This window comes from Hydrogenophaga borbori, assembly GCF_003417535.1.
In the GTDB taxonomy this organism is placed as follows: domain Bacteria; phylum Pseudomonadota; class Gammaproteobacteria; order Burkholderiales; family Burkholderiaceae_C; genus Hydrogenophaga; species Hydrogenophaga borbori.
In genome coordinates this window covers 167,520-189,280 of record NZ_QVLS01000001.1, presented here as the reverse complement: position 1 = coordinate 189,280, position 21,761 = coordinate 167,520, and the positions used below count along the sequence as shown (strand labels likewise).

General features: G+C 70.7%; 17 protein-coding genes. 4 read left to right on the top strand and 13 right to left on the bottom strand.

Translation table 11 applies throughout. From position 1 onward, the window contains the following. Position 1 precedes the first annotated feature (1 nt). The 10 genes from zapE to DY262_RS00850 all read right to left on the bottom strand — a co-directional run bounded on the left by zapE (position 2) and on the right by DY262_RS00850 (position 13,356). Positions 2 to 1,099, bottom strand: coding sequence for a cell division protein ZapE (gene zapE, locus DY262_RS00895; RefSeq protein WP_116957122.1), 1,098 nt, complete (start codon positions 1,097 to 1,099; stop codon positions 2 to 4). 7 nt (positions 1,100 to 1,106) lie between these two features. Continuing rightward, positions 1,107 to 2,525: a dihydrolipoyl dehydrogenase gene (lpdA, locus tag DY262_RS00890; protein ID WP_116957121.1), complete on the bottom strand. Its 1,419-nt coding sequence runs from the start codon at positions 2,523 to 2,525 to the stop codon at positions 1,107 to 1,109. A 10-nt stretch (positions 2,526 to 2,535) separates the two neighbouring features. Beyond that, complete coding sequence (gene odhB, locus DY262_RS00885; protein ID WP_116957120.1) at positions 2,536 to 3,783, bottom strand: 2-oxoglutarate dehydrogenase complex dihydrolipoyllysine-residue succinyltransferase; 1,248 nt, start codon at positions 3,781 to 3,783, stop codon at positions 2,536 to 2,538. Positions 3,784 to 3,868: 85 nt separating this feature from the next. Then, positions 3,869 to 6,760 carry a 2-oxoglutarate dehydrogenase E1 component gene (locus tag DY262_RS00880; protein ID WP_116957119.1) on the bottom strand — a complete coding sequence of 964 codons (2,892 nt, stop codon included), beginning with the start codon at positions 6,758 to 6,760 and terminating at the stop codon, positions 3,869 to 3,871. A gap of 215 nt (positions 6,761 to 6,975) precedes the next feature. Then, a complete protein-coding gene (locus DY262_RS00875; protein WP_070400036.1) occupies positions 6,976 to 7,350 on the bottom strand; it encodes an ArsR/SmtB family transcription factor in 375 nt (124 codons plus the stop codon). A 93-nt stretch (positions 7,351 to 7,443) separates the two neighbouring features. Next, entirely contained in the window at positions 7,444 to 9,024 is a 1,581-nt protein-coding gene (locus DY262_RS00870) for a class I adenylate-forming enzyme family protein (protein ID WP_116957118.1), read from the bottom strand. A 7-nt stretch (positions 9,025 to 9,031) separates the two neighbouring features. After that, positions 9,032 to 9,826, bottom strand: coding sequence for an enoyl-CoA hydratase-related protein (locus tag DY262_RS00865; protein WP_116957117.1), 795 nt, complete (start codon positions 9,824 to 9,826; stop codon positions 9,032 to 9,034). Positions 9,827 to 9,838: 12 nt separating this feature from the next. Beyond that, positions 9,839 to 10,498 carry a glutathione S-transferase family protein gene (locus DY262_RS00860; protein WP_116957116.1) on the bottom strand — a complete coding sequence of 220 codons (660 nt, stop codon included), beginning with the start codon at positions 10,496 to 10,498 and terminating at the stop codon, positions 9,839 to 9,841. Between the two features lie 60 nt (positions 10,499 to 10,558). Further along, positions 10,559 to 12,370, bottom strand: a complete 1,812-nt coding sequence (locus tag DY262_RS00855; RefSeq protein WP_116957115.1) for an acyclic terpene utilization AtuA family protein — start codon at positions 12,368 to 12,370, stop codon at positions 10,559 to 10,561. Next, the gene (locus DY262_RS00850) at positions 12,370 to 13,356 is read right to left on the bottom strand and encodes a Bug family tripartite tricarboxylate transporter substrate binding protein (RefSeq protein WP_181936366.1); all 987 of its coding nucleotides are present in this window, start codon (positions 13,354 to 13,356) and stop codon (positions 12,370 to 12,372) included. The genes DY262_RS00855 and DY262_RS00850 overlap by 1 nt, the downstream gene beginning before the upstream one ends. Positions 13,357 to 13,491: 135 nt before the next feature. Here DY262_RS00850 and DY262_RS00845 point away from each other — a divergent pair, with 135 nt between their 5' ends. After that, positions 13,492 to 14,394, top strand: coding sequence for a LysR family transcriptional regulator (locus DY262_RS00845; RefSeq protein ID WP_147326150.1), 903 nt, complete (start codon positions 13,492 to 13,494; stop codon positions 14,392 to 14,394). Positions 14,395 to 14,420: 26 nt separating this feature from the next. Here DY262_RS00845 and DY262_RS00840 read toward each other — a convergent pair whose 3' ends face one another. Further along, positions 14,421 to 16,316 (bottom strand): propionate--CoA ligase, encoded by a 1,896-nt coding sequence (locus tag DY262_RS00840; RefSeq protein WP_116957112.1) that lies wholly within the window; start codon positions 16,314 to 16,316, stop codon positions 14,421 to 14,423. Positions 16,317 to 16,496: 180 nt separating this feature from the next. Here DY262_RS00840 and DY262_RS00835 point away from each other — a divergent pair, with 180 nt between their 5' ends. From DY262_RS00835 to DY262_RS00825, 3 genes are read left to right on the top strand one after another with little or no spacing between them, the layout of a single operon-like run. Then, positions 16,497 to 17,825, top strand: a complete 1,329-nt coding sequence (locus DY262_RS00835; protein WP_116957111.1) for a glycosyltransferase — start codon at positions 16,497 to 16,499, stop codon at positions 17,823 to 17,825. After that, the gene (locus DY262_RS21725; RefSeq protein WP_181936365.1) at positions 17,822 to 18,508 is read left to right on the top strand and encodes a TVP38/TMEM64 family protein; all 687 of its coding nucleotides are present in this window, start codon (positions 17,822 to 17,824) and stop codon (positions 18,506 to 18,508) included. Before DY262_RS00835 ends, DY262_RS21725 begins: the two co-directional genes overlap by 4 nt. Beyond that, positions 18,505 to 20,238: an ArnT family glycosyltransferase gene (locus DY262_RS00825; protein WP_116957110.1), complete on the top strand. Its 1,734-nt coding sequence runs from the start codon at positions 18,505 to 18,507 to the stop codon at positions 20,236 to 20,238. Before DY262_RS21725 ends, DY262_RS00825 begins: the two co-directional genes overlap by 4 nt. Before the next feature lie 67 nt (positions 20,239 to 20,305). On the opposite strand, the gene DY262_RS00820 is transcribed toward DY262_RS00825, so the two are convergent. Together DY262_RS00820 and DY262_RS00815 are read right to left on the bottom strand one after the other, a co-directional pair. Beyond that, positions 20,306 to 20,917 (bottom strand): isochorismatase family protein, encoded by a 612-nt coding sequence (locus DY262_RS00820; RefSeq protein ID WP_116957109.1) that lies wholly within the window; start codon positions 20,915 to 20,917, stop codon positions 20,306 to 20,308. A 17-nt stretch (positions 20,918 to 20,934) separates the two neighbouring features. Next, complete coding sequence (locus DY262_RS00815) at positions 20,935 to 21,663, bottom strand: TetR/AcrR family transcriptional regulator (protein WP_181936364.1); 729 nt, start codon at positions 21,661 to 21,663, stop codon at positions 20,935 to 20,937. Positions 21,664 to 21,761: the final 98 nt, after the last annotated feature.

Genomic DNA, 21,761 nt, shown 5'->3' with positions numbered 1-21,761 from the left:
CTCAGGTCAGCGCCGTGTCCACCACCCGGTGCGGCAGGGCCAGGTACTCCTGCGACTGCATTTCCGTCAGGCGCGACACCGTGCGCGGGAATTCGTGCGACAGGGGACCTTCGAGGTACAGCGCCTCGGGCGGCACGGCCGCCGACAGCACGAGCTTGCAGCGCCGGTCGTAGAGCACGTCCACCAGCCAGGTGAAGCGCCGCGCCTCCGAGGCCATGCGCACCGACATCTGCGGCACGTTGGACAGCAGCACCGTGTGGAACTGGCTCGCGATCTCGAGGTAGTCGTTCTGCGAGCGCGGTCCGCCGCACAGGGTGCGAAAGTCGAACCAGATCACCCCGCCCGCGCGGCGCAGGGCCTGGATCTGGCGCGACTCGATGCCCATCACCGGGCTCTGGTCGCCCACCTCCGCGAGCTGGTTGAAGGTGGCTTCCATCGCCGCGTCGGCCTCGGGGCCCAGCGGCGTGTGGTACAGCGCGATGTGCGTCAGCGTGCGCTGGCGGTAGTCGGTGCCGTTGTCCACGTTCACCACCTCCAGCCGCTCCTTCAGCAGCTCGATCGCCGGCAGGATGCGGTCGCGGTGCAAGCCCTGCGGGTACAGCTGGTCGGGGTGGAAGTTCGAGGTGGTGACGAAGCCCACGCCGTTGCGGAACAGCGAGTCCAGCAGGCGGTGCAGGATCATGGCGTCCGTCACGTCGGCGACGTGGAACTCGTCGAAGCAGATCAGCTTGTAGCGCCGGGAGATGCGCTCGCCCAGCACGTCCAGCGGGTTCTGCGTGCCCTGCAGGTCGCGCAGTTCGCGGTGCACCTCGCGCATGAACTCGTGGAAGTGCAGCCGCGTCTTGCGCTTGAGCGGCACGGCGTGGAAGAAGCAGTCCATGAGGAAGCTCTTGCCGCGCCCCACCCCGCCGAACATGTACACGCCGCGCGGGACGTCCGGCCGGTTGATGAGCTTCTTCAGCGCGTTCGAGCGCTTCTGCTTGTACTGGGTCCACTCCTGCGCGCAGCGCTCCAGCGCGTCCACGGCCCGAAGTTGGGCCGGGTCGGGCGTGTAGCCGCGCTCCTTGAGCGCGGCCTCGTAGGCGCTGCGGACGCTCAAGGCGGTGTCAGAAGTTCAGCGTGCGCTTGTCGACGGCCAGCGCGGCTTCCTTCGTCGCCTCGGACAGCGAGGGGTGCGCGTGGCAGATGCGCGCGATGTCCTCGCTGCTGGCCTTGAACTCCATCGCCACCACGGCTTCCGAGATGAGCTCGCTGGCCATGGGGCCCACGATGTGCACGCCCAGGATCTCGTCGGTCGCGGCATCGGCCAGGAACTTCACCATGCCAGTGGTGTCGCCCAGCGCGCGCGCGCGGCCGTTGGCCATGAAGGGGAAGGTGCCGGCCTTGTAGGCGGCGCCGCGGGCCTTGAGCTGCTGCTCGGTCTCGCCCACCCAGGCGATCTCGGGGCTGGTGTAGATCACCCAGGGGATGGTGTTGAAGTTCACGTGCCCGTGCTGGCCCGCGATGCGCTCGGCCACCGCCACGCCCTCTTCCTCGGCCTTGTGCGCGAGCATGGGGCCGCGCACCACGTCACCGACGGCCCAGACGCCCGGCAGGTTGGTGCGGCAGTCGCCATCGACCACGATGGCGCCGCGCTCGTCGAGCTGCAGACCCACGCCCTCGGCGTTGAGGCCGATGGTGTTGGGCACGCGGCCGATGGAGACGATCAGCTTGTCCACCTCCAGCGTCTGCGCCTCGCCCTTGGCGTTGGCGTAGGCGATGGACACACCCTTCTTGCCGGACTTGACCTCGCCGACCTTCACGCCCAGCTCGATCTTCAGGCCCTGCTTGTCGAAGGCCTTCTTGGCTTCCTTGGCGATCTGCTCGTCCACCGCGCCCAGGAATGTGGGCAGGCCTTCGAGGATGGTCACCTCGGCGCCCAGGCGGCGCCAGACGGAGCCCATTTCCAGGCCGATGACACCCGAGCCGATCAGGCCCAGCTTCTTGGGCACCGCGCCCACGCGCAGGGCGCCGTCGTTCGAAAGGATGTTCTCCTCGTCGAAGGGCGCGCCGGGCAGCGCGCGCGCATTGGAGCCGGTGGCGACGATGACCTGCTTGCCGACGAGGCTCTCCTCGCCGGCCTTGATCTCGTAGCCCCCCTCGACCGCCTTCACGAACGAGCCGCGGCCGTGGAAGAAGGCCACCTTGTTCTTCTTGAAAAGGAACTCGATGCCCTTGTTGTTCTGCTCGACCACCTGGTCCTTGCGCTTGAGCATCTGGCCCACGTCCAGGCTCAGGCCCTTGACCTCGATGCCGTGCTCGGCGAAGTGCTTGCCGGCGTGCTCGTAGTGCTCGGACGACTGCAGCAGCGCCTTGGAGGGGATGCAGCCCACGTTGGTGCAGGTGCCGCCCAGGGCGGCACCGCCCTTGGCGTTTTTCCACTCGTCGATGCAGGCCACCTTGAAGCCCAGTTGCGCGGCGCGGATGGCCGCGATGTAGCCCCCGGGGCCGCCGCCGATGACGATGACGTCGAATTGCTGGCTCATCGTGCGGTCCTCAGATGTCGAACAGCAGGCGCGCGGGGTCTTCCAGCGCTTCCTTCATGGCGACCAGGCCCAGCACGGCCTCGCGGCCATCGATGATGCGGTGGTCGTACGACATGGCGAGGTAGTTGATCGGCCGGATCACGATCTGGCCGTTCTCCACCACGGCGCGGTCCTTGGTGGCGTGCACGCCCAGGATGGCCGACTGCGGCGGGTTGATGATGGGCGTGGACAGCATGGAGCCGAAGACGCCGCCGTTGCTGATGGAGAAGGTGCCGCCGGACATTTCCTCGATGCCCAGCTTGCCGTCCTTGGCCTTCTGGCCGAACTCGGCGATCTTCTTCTCGACGTCGGCGAAGCTCATCTGGTCGGCGTTGCGCAGGATGGGCACCACCAGGCCGCGCGGCGAACCGACGGCGATGCCGATGTCGAAGTAGCCGTGGTAGACGATGTCGTTGCCGTCGACCGAGGCGTTGAGCACCGGGTACTTCTTGAGCGCGTGCACAGCGGCCTTGACGAAGAAGCTCATGAAGCCCAGCTTGACGCCGTGCTCCTTCTCGAACTTCTCCTGGAACTTCTTGCGCATTTCCATCACCGGGGCCATGTTGACCTCGTTGAAGGTCGTGAGGATGGCGTTGGTGGACTGCGACTGCAGCAGGCGCTCCGCGATGCGGGCGCGCAGGCGCGTCATGGGCACGCGCTCTTCCGGACGCTCACCCAGGTTGGGAGCGGCCACCGGCACCTGCGGCAAGGCCTTGGTGGGCGCGCCCGTGGGGATGGCCACCGGCGCGGCGACCTTGGGTGCGGCCACGGCGGCCAGCACGTCGCCCTTGGTGACGCGGCCGTCCTTGCCGGTGCCGGCCACGGATCCCGCGGCCAGGTTGTTGTCCGCCATGAGTTTGGCGGCGGCGGGCATGGCCACGCCGGCCTTGCTGCTCGACACGGCGGCGGCGGCGGCGGGGGCCGGTGCGGGCGCGGCGGCCGCAGGGGCAGCCGCCGGCGCGGCGGCGCCGGCCACGGCGGCGGTGTCGATGCGCGCGATCACCTGGTCGGCGACGACGGTGGCGCCGTCGGCCTGCAGGATTTCGGTGAGCACGCCGCCAGCGGGAGCCGGGGTCTCCAGCACCACCTTGTCGGTCTCGATCTCGATCAGGATTTCGTCGGCGGACACCGCCTCACCGACCTTCTTTTTCCACTGCAGCAGCGTGGCCTCGGCCACCGATTCGGACAACTGCGGGACTTTGACTTCAACGATTGCCATGTTCTGTTCCGTGCGTTCGTTCTATAGGGGAAGCGTCGGGCGCCTGGCGGCGCGACCGCGAGGCCACGCACCCGACAGACTGTCTTTACTTGGTGAGGATGAAGCCCTTGAGCTTGCCGAAGGCGGCGTCGATCAGCTGCTTCTGCTGCTCCTGGTGCAGGTGGGCGTAGCCCACCGCCGGCGAGGCCGAGGCCGCGCGACCGGCGTAGCCCAGCTTCTGGCCCTCGAGCATGTTCTCGTGGATGTAGTGCTGCACGAAGAACCAGGCGCCCTGGTTCTGCGGCTCGTCCTGGCACCACACGATGTCGGCCGCGTTCGGGAAGCGCTTGAGCTCGGCGGCGAACGCCTTGTGCGGGAAGGGGTAGAGCTGCTCGACGCGGATGATGGCCACGTCCTCGCTGCCCTTCTCCTCGCGCTTCTTGACCAGGTCGTAGTAGACCTTGCCCGAGCACGCGATCACGCGCTTGACCTTCTCGGCCTTCTTCACCACCTCGGCGTTCTGCTCGGGGATGACGGTCTGGAAGCCGCCCTTGGTGAACTCGGACAGCGGCGACGTGGCGTCCTTGTTGCGCAGCAGGCTCTTGGGCGTGAACAGGATCAGCGGCTTGCGCAGCGGGCGCACCATCTGGCGGCGCAGCACGTGGAAGATCTGGCTGGCCGTGGTCGGCTGCACCACCTGCATGTTGGTGTCGGCCGCCAGCTGCATGAAGCGCTCCAGGCGGGCCGAGCTGTGCTCGGGGCCCTGGCCTTCGTAGCCGTGCGGCAGCATCAGGGTGATGCCGTTGACGCGGCCCCATTTCACTTCGCCGGAGGCGATGAACTGGTCGATCACCACCTGCGCGCCGTTGGCAAAGTCGCCGAACTGCGCTTCCCACACCACCAGGGTGTTCGGGTCGTTCGACGCGTAGCCATACTCGAAGCCCAGCACCGCCTCTTCCGAGAGGATGGAGTCGATCACCACGAACGGGGCCTGGTTCTCGGCCACGTTCTGCAGCGGGATGTAGGTGCCCTCGTCGTACTTCTCGCGGTTCTGGTCGTGCACGACCGCGTGGCGGTGGGTGAAGGTGCCGCGGCCGCAGTCCTCGCCGGACAGGCGCACCGGGAAGCCGCTGGCCACCAGCGAGGCAAAGGCCATGTGCTCGCCCATGCCCCAGTCCACCGGGATATCGCCGCGGGCCATGGCCGCGCGGTCGCCGTAGACCTTCTTCACCAGCTGGTGCGGCGTCACGGTGTCGGGGATGGTGGTGATGCGCTCGGCCAGGCGGTTCCACTCGGTCAGCGGGATCGCGGTGTCGGCGCTGTCGCTCCACTTCTTGCCCAGGTAGGGGCTCCAGTCGACCGCGTACTTGCTCTTGAAGTTGGTGAGCACTGGGTCCACCGTGTGGCGGCCCTCGTCGAGCGCGGCGCGGTAGGTCTTGACCATGTCGTCGCCCAGCGTCTCGCCCAGGCCCTGGGCCGCGAGGCGGTCGGCGTACAGCTTGCGCGTGCCGGGGTGGGCCGCGATCTTCTTGTACATCAGCGGCTGGGTCAGGCTGGGGGTGTCCTGCTCGTTGTGGCCCAGCTTGCGGAAGCAGACGATGTCGACCACCACGTCCTTCTGGAAGGCCAGGCGGAACTCGAGCGCGAGCTGGGTGGCGAACACCACGGCCTCGGGGTCGTCGCCGTTCACGTGCAGCACGGGCGACTCGATCATCTTCACGATGTCCGAGCAGTACAGGGTGGAGCGGCTGTCGCGCGGGTCGGAGGTGGTGAAGCCGATCTGGTTGTTGATGACCAGGTGCACCGTGCCGCCGGTGGAATAGCCACGCGTCTCGGCCAGCGCCAGGGTTTCCATGACCACGCCCTGGCCGGCGAAGGCGGCGTCGCCATGCACCAGCACGGGCAGCACCTGCTTGCCCAGGGGGTCGCCGCGGCGGTCCATGCGGGCGCGCACCGAGCCCTCGACCACCGGGTTGACGATCTCCAGGTGCGAGGGGTTGAAGGCCAGCGAGAGATGCACCGGGCCACCGGGGGTGGCGACGTCGGAGCTGAAACCCTGGTGGTACTTCACGTCACCGGCGGGCAGGTCCTCGGGCGCGGTGTGGTCGAACTCGGCGAACAGGTCCTTGGGCATCTTGCCCAGGGTGTTGACCAGCACGTTGAGGCGGCCGCGGTGGGCCATGCCGATGACGATTTCCTGGATGCCGGCCTGGCCGGCCTGCTGCACCAGCTCGTCCATGGAGGCGATGAAGCTCTCGCCACCTTCGAGCGAGAAGCGCTTCTGGCCGACGTACTTGGTGTGAAGGAAGCGCTCCAGGCCCTCGGCGGCCGTCAGGCGCTCCAGGATGTGCTTCTTCTTCTCGGCGTTGTAGGCCGGGCGGGTGCGCGTGGCTTCCAGCTTTTCCTGCCACCAGCGCTTCTGGTTCTGGTCGGTGATGTAGTTGTACTCGGCGCCGATGGAGCCGCAGTAGGTTTCGCGCAGCGCGTTCAGCAGGTCGCGCAGCGACATGGAGTCGCGGCCGAAGAAGGTGTTGCTGGTGTTGAACACCGTCTCGTAATCGGCGTCGGTGAAGCCGTAGAACGAGGGCTCGAGCTCGGGAATGTGGGGGCGCTCGGCGCGCTTGAGCGGGTCCAGGTCGGCCCAGCGGGCGCCGACGTTGCGGTAGGCCGCGATGAGCTGCTGCACGGCGGTGCGCTTGCGGGCCAGCTCGGAATCGGCGCCGGAGGCCACCACCACGGTGGTGCCGCCCTGCTTGGCGCGCTCGGCGAAGGCATTGACGACCGGCAGGTGCGGGACGTCCTTGGCGTTGCTGCCGTCGACCGCGGGCACGTTCTGCAGGGCGTCGAAGTACTCGCGCCAGTTGTCCGGCACGCTCGTGGGGTTGGCGAGGTAGTTCTCGTACATCTCTTCCACGTACGGCGCGTTGCCGCCGAAGAGATACGAGTTGCCCTGATAGGCAACGTAGATGTTGCCCGCGTTCGATGGGGTATCGCTCATGGATCCGCTGACCTCCGTCTTCCTCGGGAAGACATTAGCTGGTTAAGACAACCTTCCGCGACACGGCTGGACCGGTTGGCGGATGCGACAGTGATGGGAAGGACCTGACTGCGAACGGCATTGTGCCACCGCCCCGCGCCAAGGGGGCGATCATGGGCCAAAGCCCACGCCGATACTGTGACGGGTGGTGAAGCGGGCGTGACCGGCGGGCGTGCTCAGGGCGCCACGCGCGGCGACAGCCGCTCGGACGCCGGCACCGAGGCCGGCTCGTCCATCTCGATCGCGATCTGGGTGCAGACGGTGCGGCACAGCATCACGGCCTTCTCGCTCTGCACGCGGTAGAACACCTGCGTACCGTCCTTGCGCTTGGCGAGCACGCCCGAGCGGTAGAGGAGGTTCAGGTGCTGCGACAGGTTGGGCTGGGTGGTGTCGATCTCGCGCAGCAGCTGGGAGACCGACTTTTCCTGGTCGCACAAGGCGCTGAGGATGCGCAGCCGCATGGGGGTGGAGAGCACGCCGAAGAGCTCGGCGGCGAGTTCGAAGACCCGCCCTTTCTCGACCTGGGCATCACTGGCGATCATGTCGGCCATGGCATCCGCGCTTGGTTGGAAATATAAGCATGGATGATAGACCCAGGCCCCGGCCCCCGCCTAGCCAGCCGCCAGGGTCCCGGCGGGCGAGGCTCAGCCGCCCCCGTCCGCCAGCGCCTGGCGCAGTTCCCGCTTGAGCACCTTGCCCATGGGGTTGCGCGGCAGCGCCGGCATCACCGCCCAGCGGCGCGGCACCTCGTGGCGAGCCAGGTGGGCGCGGCACCACTCGCCCAGGGTCTGCGTGTCCAGGGTGTGGCCCGGCGCCGGAACGACGCAGGCGGCCACCTCCTCGCCCAGCCGTTCGTCGGGTACCGCCACGACGGCCACGTCCGCGATGCCCGGGAAGCGCAGCAGCGCGGCCTCAACGGCGGCCGAGGACACTTTCAGGCCGCCGCGGTTGATCACGTCCTTCACGCGGTCGATGAAGCGCAGCAGCCCGTCGCCGTCGGCCACCACCAGGTCGCCGGTGTGCAGCCAGCCGTCGCGGAAGGCGAGCGCGGTGGCCTCGGGGTCCTCGAAATAGCCGGCCGCCAGGCTGGGGCCGCGGAACAGCAGCTCGCCCGGGGTGCCGGGGCCGACCGGCCGCCCCGCCCCGTCCACCACGCGCAGCTCGCAGTGCGGCATGGCCTGGCCCATGAGGCCGGCCTTGGCCGGCAGCCAGTGCGGCGGCAGGTAGGCCCCGGCCGGGCCGCTCTCGGTCATGCCCCAGACGTGCACCTGCTCCATCCAGGGCCAGCGGACCGCCGCGCGCCCGATGAGGGGCGCCGGCATGGCCGCGCCGCCGTAGGCCAGGCGCCGCACGCGCCGCAGGCCCTCGGCGCCGCGCTCGGCCTCGGCCAGCATGAGCTGGATCACCGAGGGCACGCCGTGGTAGACGGTGGTGCCTTCGGCGTCGGCCAGGGCCAGGCGCTGCGCGCTGTCCAGGTGGTGTTCCATGACGAAACCCGCGCCGTGCACCCAGGAGGACATGCAGCCCAGGTTCAGGCAGGAACTCGTGAAGAAGGGAAACGCGCCCTGGTAGAGGTCGCCCGCCACCAGCCCCACGGCGGCGCCCATGGCCAGGCCCGCGTGCAGCAGGCTGCGGTGCGTGTGCACCACCGCCTTGGCCTGGGCCGTGGTGCCCGAGGTGAACAGCAGGCAGGCGGGTTCGGTGGGGGACACGGACGGGCCGGCCGCCTCGGCCGGCCCCGGGGCCGGCCCGTCCAGCGTCGCCGGCCAGGCGGGTTGGGGTCCGTCCAGCAGCGCCAGGGGAAGCTCGCTGGCCGCCGCGAGGCGCGGCGCGCTGGCGGCCAGGCCCACCACCAGGCGGGGCCGCACCAGCGCCAGGGCCTGGGCCAGTTGCCCGTCGGACCCGCGGGTGCTGAGCGGCACCACCACCGCACCAATGGCCCAGCAGCCCAGCGCCGTGAGCACCGCCTCGCGGCCGGCGTCGTTGTCCAGGTAGACGGCCACGCGGTCGCCGCGCGCCACGCCCAGGCGGGCCAGGCCCTCGCCCACGCGGCGCTGCCAGCGCGCGAGCTGCGCATAGCTCAGGCGCTCGCGGTGCCCGGCGGCGGCGCGCGCGGACAGGGCGATGGCCGAGGGCCGCTGCAGCGCCCGCCGATCGATGAGCGCGCTCACGCTCAGCCCCTGCAGCTGCGCGGGCGACGGGGGCTCGTGGTCGGGACTGGCCATCGCGGACTCAGCGCCCGGTGAACACCGGTGCGCGCTTCTCGCGGAAGGCGTTCACCGCCTCCTGGTGGTCCTGGCTGCGGTTGGACAGGGCCTCGTAGGCGAGCGAGGCGTCCATGATCGAATGGGCCAGTTGCTTGAGCCCGATGTTCACGGCCATCTTGCTCCAGCGGATGGCCTTGACCGCGCCGCCGGCCAGCCGATCGGCGAACTGCGCCACGCGCGCGTCCAGCTCGGCCGCCGGCACGGCGTGGTTGATGAGCCCCATGCGCGCGGCCTCGGCGGCGCTCATCAGGTCGCCGGTCATCAGGTACTCCTTGGCGCGCGCGTAGCCGATGAGCTGCGGCCAGATCACCGCGCCGCCGTCGCCCGCCACGAAGCCCACGCTGACGTGCGGGTCGCCGATCCTGGCGGTCTCGGCGGCGAACACCACGTCGCAGAACAGCGCGATGGTGGCGCCCAGGCCGGTGGCGTGGCCGTTGAGCTTGGCCACCAGCGGCTTCTCGCAGTCGAGCAGAGAGTAGACGATCTGCTTGCCCTCGCGGGCGGTGGTCTCGAAGGCGCCCGGCTCGTCGATCATCTTCTGCATCCAGTCGATGTCGCCGCCGGCCGAGAAGGCGCGGCCCGCGCCACCGAGCACCACCACGTCGCTGTCCGGGTCGCCCGAGGCCTCGACGAAGACGCGCGCCAGCTCGGCGTGCATGCGCTCGTCGATGGCGTTGAGCTTGTCGGGCCGGTTCATGGTGATCTCCAGCACGCGGCCCCGGCGCGCGAACCGAAGCGACGAATAGCTTGCAAAGTCCATGGTGGGGCTCCCTCAGGCCGCGGCGCGGTAAACGTTGAGTTCCAGCTTCTCGCGCGCCATGGCCGCGGCCACCGGCGCCGATGCGGCCACGCGCTGCGCGTGCGCCCACAGCGCCGGCAGGCCCTGCGGGTCGATGCCCGCGTAGCCGCCCCAGCGCAGCAGGGTGAGCGCGTAGGCGTCGTGAAAGGACGGCCGCTCGCCGAACCAGAACGGCGTGGCCTGCGCCACCCAGCCCTGGATGCGCTCCAGGTGATCGCGGAAACGCTTCGTGTTGAAGCGCTTGAGCTCGGCGTGCGCGGCCCCGTCCTCGGCGAACAGGTGGGGCTTGAAGACGTGGGCAAAGGTGGGGTGCGCGGTGTTGTTCATGAAGGCCAGCTGCGACATCGCCTGCGCGCGCGCCCAGGGGTCGGTGGGCAGCAGGCCCACCTGGGGGAAGCGGCGGTCCAGGTAATCGGCGATGGCCAGCACCTGGGTCAGCGGCCGGCCCTCGGCCACCAGCACGGGCACCTGGCCCAGGGGGTTGAGCGCCAGGTGCGCGGCGCTCAGGTGCTCGCCCTTGTGCAGGCGCACGGCGTGCGCCGCGAAGTCCTGGCCGATCGCCGCCCGGATGGTTTCCAGGCCGGCGTGGACCACGAACGAGCAGGTGCCCGGGCCATAGTGAAGTTCCAGCATGCGATGTGTCCTCTGTGGGGCCCGGGCGGTGCCGGGCGGGGTGGGAAGCGTTCGCCGGCCTCAGACGTCCAGGTCGTCGGGCACGGGGATGTCGAACTCCAGCAGCTGCTGGGCCATGCCCTTGCCCATGGGGTCGGGACGCAGCGAGCTGGGGCCACCGCCGTCCAGCGCGCCGTCCAGCACGAAGTTCAGGGCGTGCAGGCCGGGCACCGCGTGGCGCACCACGGCACCCTCGACCAGGTGGGCCAGGTAGGCCTTCACCGCCTCGGCGCTCAGCGCCGCCTCGATGAAAGGCAGAAAGGCCGGCCGGCGCGCGATGACGGCGATGTTGGAGGTGTTGCCCTTGTCGCCCGAGCGGCCCCAGGCCAGGCGCACCAGCGGCACGCGGCGCCCGCCGGGTCCGGGCCCGCGCGCGGTCGCGGCGTCGGCGCGCGGGGCCACGGCGGGCGCCGCGGCCTGCGGAGCACCGGCGGGAATGGGCACGCTCACGCACTGCGCGCCCAGCGTCACGCGCGGCGGCGCCAGCCGCGCCTTGTCCACCAGGCAGGTGAACAGGCGGTAACGCGGCTCCACCACGGGCCGGCTGTTGAACATGAGCGCGCTGCCGGTGGTGGTGCCGGGCGCGAAGGACACGCCGGGCACGCGCGCCTCGCGCGAGAACAGCTCCAGGGCCTCGCGGCGCGGGTGCGTCGCCGCCACGCGCGCGATCGCCTCGCGCAGGTCAAAGGCGCGCGCGCGCGGACCGTAGCCGTCCTCCGCGCCCACCACGCCCACGGCCACTTTCTCGAAATCGCCCAGGCCGCGCGCCAGCGCCATGGCGCGGGCCCGGCCAAGCAGCGCCTCGCCGGTGCGGCGCGCCTTGCGCACCGCGTCGATGCCGAACACCGGCAGCTGCGCCACGCAGCGGTAGCCGTCGAGGTAGGCGGCGGACAGCTTGTAGTGCGGGCCGGGTGCCCGACCGCGCGCGCCACGCACCACCACGCGGTCGGGACCGGCTTCGGTGACGGTGACGCCGGTGAAATCGCAGCAGACGTCGGGCAAGCGGTAGCGGGCCGGGTCGCCCACCTCGTACAGGATCTGCTCGCTGACCGTGCCGCGCGTGACCAGGCCGCCGGTGCCGGCGGGCTTGCTCACCACGAAGTGGTCGGCGCCGTGGCATTCGATGACGGGGTAGCCGATGTTTTCCCAATCGGGCACGGTGTGCCAGTCGGTGTGGATGCCGCCCGTGGCCTGCGGCCCGCACTCCAGGATGTGGCCCGCCAGCGAGCCCATGGCCAGGGCGTCGTGGTCGTCGGGTGTCCAGCCGTACTCGTGCATCAGCACGCCCAGCGTGGTCGCGCTGTCGACGATGCGCCCGGTGACCACGATGTCCGCGCCCATCGCCAGGGCCCGCGCGATGGGCAGCGCGCCCAGGTAGGCGTTGGCGCTGACCAGTTCGGCCGGCATGGCCTCGCCGGTGTAGAAGTCCGCCACGCCCGCCGCGCGCAGCCCGGGCATCAGGTCCAGGCAGTCGTCGCCCTCGACGCAGGCCACCTTCAGTTGCGTCCCCAGCTCGCGCTGCAGCCGCTCGATGGCCTGGGCGCAGCCGGCGGGGTTCAGGCCGCCCGCGTTGGCCACCAGGCGGATGCCGCGCTGCTGGCAGGCCGGCAGGATCTCGCGCAGCGTGAGCTCGACGAACTCGCTGGCCCAGCCGGCCGCCGGGTCGCCCTGGCGGGTGTGGGCGAAGCTGGACAGCGTCATCTCGGCCAGGTAATCGAACACCAGGTACTGCATGCCCGGCACCGCCACCAGCTGGCGCGGCCCGAGGATGCTGTCGCCGACGAAGGCACAGGCGCCGCCGATGGTGACGGTCTTGGAAGCGGTGCGGTTCATCAGTCGGCGCTCAATCCCAGGCGGCGCACGATCTGGCCGGCGGTGTCGACCTCCTCGCGCAGGAAGGCACCGAACTCGGCCGGCGTGCCGCCGATGCCCTCGGAACCCTTGCGCGCCAGCCGCTGCTGGAACTCGGGGTTCTTCATCACCTGGGCGATCTCGCGCGACAGCTTGTCCACGATGGCGGGTGGCGTGCCCGCCGGCGCCAGCAGGCCGGCCCAGGCGTAGGTCACCAGCTCCGGGTGGCCCAGCTCGCCGATGGTGGGCACGTTGGGCAGCTGCGGCGAGCGCTGGTGGCTGGTCACCGCCAGGGCGTGCACCGCGCCCTTGGCGATGTGCGGCTCCATGGTGGGAATGGCGTCGAAGCTGAACTGCACGCGGCCGGTCAGCAGGTCGCCACGCGCCTCGTTCGAGCCCTTGTAGGCCACGTCGAAGGCGCCGCGCAGGCCGGTGGCGACAGCGAAGCGCTCGCCCAGGATGTGGTTGACCCCGCCCTTGCCGCTGGTGGCGTAGCTCAGTGGCGGCTGGCCCTTCTGGCCCAGGGCGACGAAGTCCTTGAAGGCGCCCGGCATCTGCGGCGCGGCCACCAGCACCAGGGCCGTGCGCGTCATCAGCGACACCGGCACCAGCGACTGCGGCGTGTAGGGCAGCTTCTTGTAGAGCGACTGGTTGATGGCGTAGGCGCCGATCACCACGCCCAGGGTGTAGCCGTCGGGCGCCGACTTGGCCACGGACTCGGTGCCGATGATGCTGTTGGCCCCAGGCTTGTTGTCCACCACGATGGTCTGGCCCAGGCGCGCCGACAGCTCCTTCATCACCTCGCGGGTCATGTCGTCGGTGTTGCCGCCGGGCGGGTACGGCACCACCACACGCAGCGGCCGGTTGGGGTAGCCGGCGTCGGCCTGGGCGGCGGCGCCGGTGCTGGCCAGCGCGGCCACCGCCAGCAGCAGGCAGCGGAAGCGCAACGGGATCGAGGCGGGGGGCATGGCTTGTCTCCTGTCGTTGTTCATGGGCACTGTCGCCGGGCCATTGTGGAAGCGCCCTCCCCCGAATGGATCGCGAAGCAGGGGTTTTCTGATAACGTTTTGGAATCGCAGAACAGCGCCGCCCAGGCTTGCCCCATGCAACTCAAGGACCTCCAGGCCTTCGCCCGCATCGCCGAGCACGGCAACCTGCACGCGGCGGCCGACGCCCTGGGCCTGACCCAGCCGGCGCTGTCCAAGTCGGTGCGCCGGCTGGAAACCGAACTGGGCGTGCGCCTGCTGGAGCGCCTGCCGCGCGGCGTGGCCCTCACAGCCGCCGGCCGTCTGCTGCACGAGCGTGGCCGCTCGCTCGCTCGGCTGGTCGACGACACGCGCATGGAGATCGCCGACCTCAAGACCGGCCAGTCGGGGCAGCTGCGCGTGGGCGCGGTGCCCACCATCCTGGACACCAAGCTGGCGCCGGTGCTGGCGCAGCTACTGGGCGGCGACGACCCGCTGCGCTTCTTCGTCAGCGTGCAGCTCAGCGGCGGCCTGCTGCGCGCGCTTCAGGCCGGCGAGCTGGACTTCGCGCTCGCCGCCATCCCCGAGCCGGTGCCGGACGGGCTGTCCTGCCTGCCGCTGTGGCGGCAGGAAACGCACATCGTGGCGCGCAAGGGGCACTGGCTGCTGCGCCGCCCGGGCACCCTGGACGACCTGCGCCAGCAGCCCTGGCTGCTGCCGCCGCGCGGCATCATGACGCGCACCTGGGTCGAGGCCCTGTTCGCGCAGGCCGGCCTGGACAAGCCGCGCCTGATGGTGGAGGCCGATGCCTCGCCCGGCCTGTTCGCCACGCTGATCCGCAAGACCGACCTGCTGAGCGCCATGACGGTGGACACGCTGGCCTCGCCCATGGGCGCGGGCCTGGCCACGGTGGCCTCGCCGCAGGGCCCCTGGGTCACGCCCCTGGGCCTGTTCTGGCGCCGCACGGCCTACTTCTCCAGGCCCATGGAGCGCTACCGCGACCACCTGCTGGCCACCCTGGCCGGGCCCGCGACCGCCTGAACGGGCGGCCGCCGGCCGCGGGACAATCAGGCGGCGCCCACCAGGTCCTTGATCTGCTGCAGCGCGCCGGGATCGTCCATGGTGGTCAGGTCGCCCGGGTCGCGGCCTTCGCACACGGCCTGGATCGCGCGGCGCAGCAGCTTGCCGCTGCGCGTCTTGGGCAGCAACGAGACGAAACGCACCCGCGCCGGCCGCGCCACCGCGCCCAGCTGCGCGTCCACCAGCTTCATGATCTCGCCTTCCAGCCGAAGCTGGGCCTGGGCATCGCCCAGCGCCGAGGCGTCCTTGGCCACCACGAAGGCCATGGCCACCTGGCCCTTGAGCGAATCGGCCACGCCCACCACCGCCACTTCGGCCACGTTGGCGTGGCTGGCGATGCTCTCCTCGATTTCGCGCGTGCCCAGGCGGTGGCCGGCGACGTTGATCACGTCGTCCGTGCGGCCCAGGATGTAGTAGTAGCCGTCCTGGTCTCGGATGCCCCAGTCGAAGGTCGAATAGACCAGCTGGCCCGGGATGCTCTTCCAGTAGGTGTTGACGAAACGCGCGTCGTCGCGCCACACCGTCTGCATGAAGCCCGGCGGCGTGGGGCCTTCGATCACCACCACGCCCTTCTGATCGGCGCCGGTCAGCTCCTCGCCGGTGGACTCGTGCAGCAGTTTCACGCGGTAGCCGTACATGGGCACGCCCGGGCTGCCGAACTTGCTGGGCTGCCTCTCCACGCCGTTGGCCACGGTCAGGATCGGCCATCCCGACTCGGTCTGCCAGTAGTTGTCGATGATGGGCACGCCCAGGCCGTCGGCGATCCAGCGCGCCGTGGGCTCGTCCAGCGGCTCGCCGGCCAGGAACAGGGCCTTGAGGCTGGAGAGGTCGTATTGCTTGAGGTAGGCCGGGTCCTGCTTCTTGAGCACACGCACCGCCGTGGGCGCGCTGAACATCACCGTCACCTTGTACTTCTCGACCAGCTTCCACCAGATGCCACCGTCGGGGCGGATCGGCAGGCCCTCGTACATGATGGTCGCCATGCCCGCGATCAGCGGCCCGTAGACGATGTAGCTGTGGCCCACCACCCAGCCAATGTCGCTGGTGGAGAAATACGTCTCGCCCGGCTGCCCCATGAAGATGTGCTGGATGCTGGCCGCCAGGGCCACCGCGTAGCCGCCCACGTCGCGCTGCACGCCCTTGGGCTTGCCCGTGGTCCCGCTGGTGTAGATGGTGTAGCTGATGTCCGTGGCGTCGAGCCAGGTGCAGGGCACCTGCGCGTTCAGGTGCTGTTCGCGCAGGGCGGCGTAGTCGTGGTCGCGCCCGGCCACCCGCTCCATGGGCGCCAGGCCGCGGTCCACCAGCAGCACCGAGGCGGGTTTGTGCCTGGCCAGGGCGATGGCCTCGTCCAGCAACGGCTTGTAGGGCACCACCTTGCCGCCGCGCGAGCCGGCGTCGGCGCTGACGATGGCCACCGGCGTGGCGTCGTCGATGCGGCTGGCCAGCGAATGGCTGGCGAAGCCGCCGAACACCACCGAGTGGATGGCGCCGATGCGCGCGCAGGCCAGCATGGCGAAGGCGGCCTCGGGAATCATGGGCATGTAGATGAGCACGCGGTCACCCTGCTTCACGCCCTGGGCGAGCAGCACGGCGGCCATGCGCTGCACCTCGGCGTGCAGCGCCTCGAAGCTGTAGATCCGCTCCACGTCGGTCTCGGTGGACACGAAGATCAGCGCGTTCTGCTTCGCGCGCTCCTTCAGGTGCCGGTCCACCGCGTTGTGGCAGAGGTTGGTGCGGCCGCCCTCGAACCAGCGCGTGAACGGCGGCTTGTCGTTGTTGCAGACGCGGGTGAAGGGCGTGTGCCAGTCGATCAGGCGGGCCTGCTCGGCCCAGAAGCCCTCGGGGTCCTCGACCGAGCGGCGGTGGAAATCGGCGTATCCCATGCGTGTCTCCTGGTGCGGCCGGCCCCGGCTGGCGGCCGCTTCTGAATTCTTAATTATGGAGAGCTGGCTTGCGTGGGGCTGACGGGACTAACCCGCGCTGCCCGGGCCGGCGCCTAACGTCCGCTTAATCCTGCGCCGTTCTGATGCCGGCCGTGATCACCGCCCCCGCCAGGACGTGCCATGGACGCCATCAACCAGTGGCTGATGCCGCTGTGGAACCTCTCCCCTTCCGCCCCCTCCGCGCTGGTGCTGCTCGCGCGCGTCGCCAGCCAGACCCTTCCCCTGATCGCCTTTCTCTCGGTCGCCGTCCTGCTCGGCCTGGGCGAGCCCTGGCGGCGCACCGCCTGGCAGATGCTGCTGGCCATGGGCGCCGCCTGGCTGATCGCCAGGGGCCTGCACAGCCTGTGGCCGCAGGCGCGGCCGGCGGCGCTGGGCATCGGCACCCAGTGGCTGGAGCATGGCAACTCGCCGGCCTTCCCCAGCCGCCACGCCACCGTCGGCCTGGCCTTCGGGTTCGCCGGCCTGCTGGCCGCGCCCCGGCGCGCGGTCGGCGCGCTCTTCCTGCTCGCCGGCCTGCTCATCGCCTGGAGCCGCGTGGCCCTGGGCGTTCACTTCCCCCTGGATGTGATCGCTGGCGCGGCCATTGCCGCGGCCTGCGCCTTGTCCGTGCGCCGGCTGTGGCCGTGGACGCCCGCCGACAGCGAACCGCCGCTTTCCCCGATCCCCGTTGCCACCGATGCCGCCATGTCCTACCCCCCTGCCCTTGAAGTCTCCGTCCTGATACCGGCCAAGAACGAGGCCGGCAACATCGGTCCCCTGGTGCGGGAAATCGCCGCCGCCCTGGGCGCCGACTACGCGTTCGAGGTGGTGCTGGTCGACGACGGCAGCACCGACCACACCGGCGCCGAATTCCTGGAGCAATGCCGCCAGCGTGGGGTGCGCGGCCAGCTGCTGCGCCACGCCCGCAGCTGCGGCCAGAGCACCGCACTGGCCACGGCGGCGCAGCACGCCCAGGGGCGCTACCTCGTCACCATCGACGGGGACGGCCAAAACGACCCCGCCGACATCCCCGCCCTGATCGCCGAAGCCCGTCGGCTGAGCGCGGCCGGCCCCGACTTCTGCATCGCCGGCTACCGGCGCAACCGCCGGGACACGCGCTGGAAGCGCCTGCAGTCGCGCATCGCCAATGGCGTGCGCCGGCGCGTGCTGGACGATGGCGTGCCCGACACCGGCTGCGGCCTCAAGCTGATCCCGCGGCAGACCTGGCAGCGCCTGCCGTACTTCGACCACATGCACCGCTTCCTGCCCGCGCTCGTGCAGCGCATCGACGGGCGGATCGCCGTGGTGCCGGTCAACCACCGCCCGCGGCGCACCGGCGTGTCCAAGTACACCGCCTGGAACCGGGTGTGGGTCGGCATCATCGACATGCTCGGCGTGCGCTGGCTGATGCTGCGCAGCCAGCACCCCACCCTGTCGTCCAAAGAGGTCGTTGGCGAGCCCACGCCGTGAAGACCGAATTCAGCTTTTTCGCCAAGCCGCTGCTGCTCACCGCCGCGCTCAGCCTGGCCTTCGTGGCGCTGCACGAGGGCTGGCTGGGCGCCTTCACGGAGAAGGAGCTGCTGCACGCGCTGTTCCTCTACCACTGGGGCATCGCCTGGCCGGCCTTCGTGGCCATCGGGGTCGTCTACACGGCCCTGGGCGGCCCACGCCAGGTGCTGGCCTTCAGCAGCGGCTACCTGCTCGGGGGATGGCAGGGCGCGCTGGTCAGCACCCTCATCACCGGACTCGGCGCCCTGCTGACCATGGTCGTGGCGCGCTACGCCGCCGGCGGCTGGCTGCGCCGCCAGTACCCGCGGCGGGTCGAAGCGCTGCGCCAGCTCATGGCCGAGGACACCTGGAAGTGGGTCTGCATCCTGCGCCTGTTGCCGGTGGGCAGCAACCTGGCCACCAACATCGTCGCCGGGCTGTCGGGGCTGGACCTGCGGCCCATCGTCGTGGGCAGCCTGCTGGGCTATCTGCCGCAGATGCTGCTGTTCGCCTACGCGGGCTCGGGCCTGGCCCTGCACAACAGCGCGCACCTGTGGATCAGCCTGGCCACGTTGGCCGCCTCCACGGCGCTGGGCGTGTACCTGTACCGCCACGGCTTCAGGCAGCGCCTGGAGCGCCTGCGGGGCGAGGCCCAGCCGCAATGACCCAGGCCGACCGCCCCACCGACGGCGGATGGGCCTGGCCCGTCGCGTTCATCCTGCTGGCCGCGCTCGTCGTGCTGGCGGCCGGCATCGGCCTGCGCTCGCCCTGGCCGGCCGACGAGCCGCGCTTCGCACAGATCGCGCGCGAGATGGTCGAGTCCGGCCAGTGGCTGTTCCCCATGCGCGGCGGCGAGCCCTACCCCGACAAGCCACCCGTCTTCATGTGGCTGGTGGCCTTGTTCTACCTGGCCACCGGCCAGCTGAAGGTGGCCTTCCTGCTGCCCAGCGCGCTGGCCGGGCTGGGCACCCTCTGGCTGGTGCACGACATCGGCCGCCGCCTCTGGGGACGCGACGTCGCCCGGTACGCGCTGCTCATCCTGCTGTTCACGCCCCAGTTCTTCATGCAGGCCAAATCGGCGCAGCTCGACGCGCTGGTGACGTTCTGGATCACCCTCGGTTGCTACGGCCTGCTGAGGCACTTCCTGCTGGGCCCGTCCTGGGCCTGGTACTGCGGGGCCTTCGCGGCCATGGCACTGGGCATCATGACCAAGGGCGTGGGCTTTCTGCCAGCGCTCATGCTCATCCCCTTCGCGCTCTGGACCCCGCGCAGCGGCCCGGGCACCTCGGGCAAGGTCTGGGGCGCCAGGAGCTGGCTGGGGCTGCTGGTGCTGCTGGGCACGCTGGCCCTGTGGCTGGGGCCCATGCTGTGGACGGTCGCGGCCTCCGGCAGCGACGCCCTGCGCGCCTACCGCGACAACATCCTGTTCCACCAGACCGCTGGCCGCTACGCCAACCCCTGGGGCCACATCAACGCCTGGCATTACCTGTTCACGGTGGCCATCCCTTCCGTCTGGCTGCCCTTGCTGGTGCTGATGCTCACGCAGTGGCGGCGCCTGGGCCGCCTGCTCCGGGAGGACCGCACCGCCCGCGTGCTCTTCGCCTGGGCGCTGATGGTGCTGGTCTTCTTCTCGCTGAGCCGGGGCAAGCGGGTGGTCTACATCCTGCCGGCGCTGCCCATGCTCTGCCTGGTGGCGGGCGCGCTCTGGCAGCGGGCGCTCGACGAAGGCGGCACGCGCGCCTCGGCCCTGGCGCTGCGGGGGGTGGTGGTGCTGCTGGGCCTGGGCCTGGCCGGGCTGGGCGCGGTGGCCTGGCTGCACCCCGCCTTGCTGGGGCCCAAGGTCGACGACTATGGCGACGTGCTGGCCGAGATCGCCCTGCCCGTGCTGGGCATGGGCGTGGGCGTGCTGGCCCTGGCCGCCGCCACCTGGCGCCGCGACGCGCTGGCTTCGCTGGCCGCGGTCTCGCTGCTGTGCTGGTTCGCGCTGTCCTGCTGGGTCTGGCCCGCGATGGACGCCCACCGCACGCCCAAGGCCGTGATGCTCGAGCTCGAGCGCGCCGTGGACGCCCGGCACGAGGTCGGTCTGCTGCAATTCAAGGAGCAATTCCTGCTGTTCTCGCGCCGGCCGCTGACCCATTTCAGCGTCCTGGCCCCGGTGGCCGAGCAAGAGCGCAACGCCTGGCGCTGGATGCAGGAGGACCCCAGCCGCGTCCTGCTGGTGCCCGACTCGCTGGACCTGGCCTGCTTCGACATGCACCGGCTGCGCGTGCTGGGCAAGGCCCATCGGCAGGACTGGGGCCTGCTCGACGCCGGCGCGATGAAGCCGCGCTGCGAGCCCCCGCTCAAGGCCCTGCGCTACACCTGGCGCCCGCAGCGCCTGGACATCCTGGACTGAGCGCGCGGCCACCGGCCTGGCCCGCCGGGCCACTCGGCCCGCGCGCCAGCGTCCGGTCGCGCGGGCTTTACTTGATCAGCCCCTGCACCGCCTTGAAGTCGGGGTGCTCGGCCGTGCGCAGCCACTCGAAGGCCACCATCTCGGTGGTCAGCAGCTCGGCGCCGGCGCCGGCCAGGCGGTCGAAGGCGGCGTCGCGGTTGCGCTCGGTGCGCGAGCCGCAGGCGTCCGTCACCACCCAGACCTCGAACTCCTGCTCCAGCAGCTCCAGCGCGGTCTGCATGAGGCAGACGTGGGCCTCGCAACCGGCGATGACGATGCTGGGCCGCTCGGCCTCGCGCGGCGCCTGGGCGCGTTCCTTCTGCAGGTGCTTGGGCAGGCTGCGCACGTTGCCGCCCTGCGGGCGCGCGGGCGGGCGCAGCCAGTCGGCCAGGCCGTCGGCCACGGCGCTGAAGTGCATCTTGGCCAGGGTGCGACGGCACAGGGCGCGCAGCTCGGGCGGGTTGGGGCCCAGCTTGTCGGGGTTCTGCTCGGTGCCCCAGGCGGGCACGTCCAGGGCCTGGGCCATCTGCGCCAGGCGCAGGGCGTTGGCCAGCACCAGCGGGCCTTCGTGGATGGCGGGCATGAGGCGGGACTGGTAGTCCACCAGCACCAGTTGGGAGTCGTCGGCGTCGAGCAGCATGGCGAGCGGGAAAAGGGTCAATCGGCGAACAGATCGCGCTGCGGCAGGGTGCGGCCGGGCGCGGCGGGGTCGAAGCGCTCGACCAGGCGGTCCACGTACTGCGCGAACAGCGCCTCCGCGGCCTGGCCGAACAGCCGGATGCGGCCGGTGTGCTTGAGCAGCAGCAGCCCCATGCCGTGGGCGAACAGGGCGGCATTCTCGCGCGCCGCGGCGTCGGGCGGCAGGCCCAGGTCCTCCAGCGCCTGTTCGCAGGGGCGCAGGGCCTCCAGCAGCCGCTCGTTGAGCGCGCGGTCCAGCTCGTGCGTCAGGCCATGCGGGGCCAGGCCATTGACCAGGTAGAAGCCCAGGTCCAGGTCGCGCGGGTGGCTGGCGTAGAAGCCGAACCAGGCCTGGGCCTTGGCCGCCAGGGCCTGGCCCGGCTGGCCCTTGGGCGCGCGCGCGGCCTGCACCTCGGCCAGCAAGCGGTCCAGCGACTCGGCCAGGAGCGCGCCGTAGATCGCCTCCTTGCTGTCGAAGTAGCTGTAGAGCGCCCCGGCGGTGTAGCCCGCCTCGCGCGCGATCTCGCGAATGCTGGCGCCCTCCACGCCCTTGTCGGCGAAGACGCGGCGCGCCGCGTCCAGCACATGGGCCCGCCGCGTGTCCGACATGGCCAGCTGCCGCTGCTGGCGCAACTCCAGCTGGCGCTGGGCCTCGGCCTGGTCGGCCGCGCTGGGCAGGGGACGAAGCTCATCGAGGTGCACGTTCATGGCGCGCAGTGTAGCGAGGGAGTCGAACTCGGTTTTATTTCATGAACTCTTGTCAAAGAATTGAACGCTGTTTAATCTTTTGAGCGCCGCCATCAAAA

Excerpts from the sequence above, each read along its gene's own strand:
- lpdA (WP_116957121.1), bottom strand. The coding sequence starts at position 2,525 with ATGAGCCAGCAATTCGACGTCATCGTCATCGGCGGCGGCCCCGGGGGC.
- odhB (WP_116957120.1), bottom strand. The coding sequence starts at position 3,783 with ATGGCAATCGTTGAAGTCAAAGTCCCGCAGTTGTCCGAATCGGTGGCC.
- DY262_RS00880 (WP_116957119.1), bottom strand. The coding sequence starts at position 6,760 with ATGAGCGATACCCCATCGAACGCGGGCAACATCTACGTTGCCTATCAG.
- DY262_RS00875 (WP_070400036.1), bottom strand. The coding sequence starts at position 7,350 with ATGGCCGACATGATCGCCAGTGATGCCCAGGTCGAGAAAGGGCGGGTC.
- DY262_RS00870 (WP_116957118.1), bottom strand. The coding sequence starts at position 9,024 with ATGGCCAGTCCCGACCACGAGCCCCCGTCGCCCGCGCAGCTGCAGGGG.
- DY262_RS00865 (WP_116957117.1), bottom strand. The coding sequence starts at position 9,826 with ATGGACTTTGCAAGCTATTCGTCGCTTCGGTTCGCGCGCCGGGGCCGC.
- DY262_RS00860 (WP_116957116.1), bottom strand. The coding sequence starts at position 10,498 with ATGCTGGAACTTCACTATGGCCCGGGCACCTGCTCGTTCGTGGTCCAC.
- DY262_RS00855 (WP_116957115.1), bottom strand. The coding sequence starts at position 12,370 with ATGAACCGCACCGCTTCCAAGACCGTCACCATCGGCGGCGCCTGTGCC.
- DY262_RS00850 (WP_181936366.1), bottom strand. The coding sequence starts at position 13,356 with ATGCCCCCCGCCTCGATCCCGTTGCGCTTCCGCTGCCTGCTGCTGGCG.
- DY262_RS00845 (WP_147326150.1), top strand. The coding sequence starts at position 13,492 with ATGCAACTCAAGGACCTCCAGGCCTTCGCCCGCATCGCCGAGCACGGC.
- DY262_RS00840 (WP_116957112.1), bottom strand. The coding sequence starts at position 16,316 with ATGGGATACGCCGATTTCCACCGCCGCTCGGTCGAGGACCCCGAGGGC.
- DY262_RS00835 (WP_116957111.1), top strand. The coding sequence starts at position 16,497 with ATGGACGCCATCAACCAGTGGCTGATGCCGCTGTGGAACCTCTCCCCT.
- DY262_RS00825 (WP_116957110.1), top strand. The coding sequence starts at position 18,505 with ATGACCCAGGCCGACCGCCCCACCGACGGCGGATGGGCCTGGCCCGTC.
- DY262_RS00820 (WP_116957109.1), bottom strand. The coding sequence starts at position 20,917 with ATGCTGCTCGACGCCGACGACTCCCAACTGGTGCTGGTGGACTACCAG.
- DY262_RS00815 (WP_181936364.1), bottom strand. The coding sequence starts at position 21,663 with ATGAACGTGCACCTCGATGAGCTTCGTCCCCTGCCCAGCGCGGCCGAC.